Origin of the sequence: Candidatus Kosakonia sp. 282A-S69, from assembly GCF_029433855.1 — a bacterium.
Classification (GTDB): Bacteria; Pseudomonadota; Gammaproteobacteria; order Enterobacterales; family Enterobacteriaceae; genus Kosakonia; species Kosakonia cowanii_A.
This window is the reverse complement of the sequence record NZ_JAROAU010000005.1, coordinates 226,629-227,641: the sequence shown is the minus strand read 5'-3', so window position 1 is coordinate 227,641 and position 1,013 is coordinate 226,629. Positions and strand designations below refer to the sequence as shown.

Annotated in this window: 1 protein-coding gene; it reads right to left on the bottom strand. The window is 55.1% G+C overall.

All coding sequences use genetic code 11. The features are described 5' to 3' along the window. Window positions 1-1,013 (bottom strand): elongation factor Tu (tuf, locus tag PU683_RS22060; RefSeq protein ID WP_277174657.1); only part of this gene is annotated, 1,013 nt, incomplete at both ends.

Below are 1,013 nucleotides of genomic sequence, written 5' to 3'. Positions count from 1 at the left end.
ATCGGGTGAATCAGGGTAACAACCATTTTGATGTTGTCGCCCGGCATTACCATCTCAACGCCTTCCGGCAGTTCGATGGTGCCAGTCACGTCAGTTGTACGGAAGTAGAACTGCGGACGGTAGCCTTTGAAGAACGGAGTGTGACGGCCGCCTTCGTCTTTGGACAGAATGTACACTTCAGATTCGAATTTGGTGTGCGGCTTGATGGAACCCGGCTTAGCCAGTACCTGACCACGTTCGATCTCTTCACGTTTGATACCACGCAGCAGAACACCAACGTTCTCACCAGCACGGCCTTCGTCCAGCAGTTTGCGGAACATTTCAACGCCGGTACAGGTAGATTTCGCGGTGTCTTTGATACCAACGATTTCAACTTCTTCACCAACTTTGATGATACCGCGCTCTACACGACCGGTAACAACGGTACCACGACCGGAGATGGAGAATACGTCTTCGATCGGCAGCAGGAAAGGCTTGTCAATCGCGCGCTCTGGTTCCGGGATGTAGGAATCCAGGTGGCCAGCCAGCTCGATGATTTTCTCTTCCCACTCAGCTTCGCCTTCCAGCGCTTTCAGCGCGGAACCGCGAACGATCGGGGTGTCGTCGCCCGGGAAATCGTACTGAGACAGCAGCTCACGCACTTCCATCTCAACCAGTTCCAGCAGCTCTTCGTCATCAACCATGTCGCATTTGTTCAGGAACACGATGATGAACGGAACGCCAACCTGACGACCCAGCAGGATGTGCTCACGGGTCTGCGGCATCGGGCCGTCAGTCGCAGCAACAACCAGGATCGCGCCGTCCATCTGCGCAGCACCGGTGATCATGTTTTTAACATAGTCGGCGTGGCCCGGGCAGTCTACGTGCGCGTAGTGGCGAGTCGGGGTGTCATATTCAACGTGAGAGGTGTTGATGGTGATACCACGAGCTTTTTCTTCCGGCGCGTTATCGATCTGGTCGAATGCGCGAGCAGCACCGCCGTAGGTCTTAGCCAGTACGGTAGTGATTGCAGC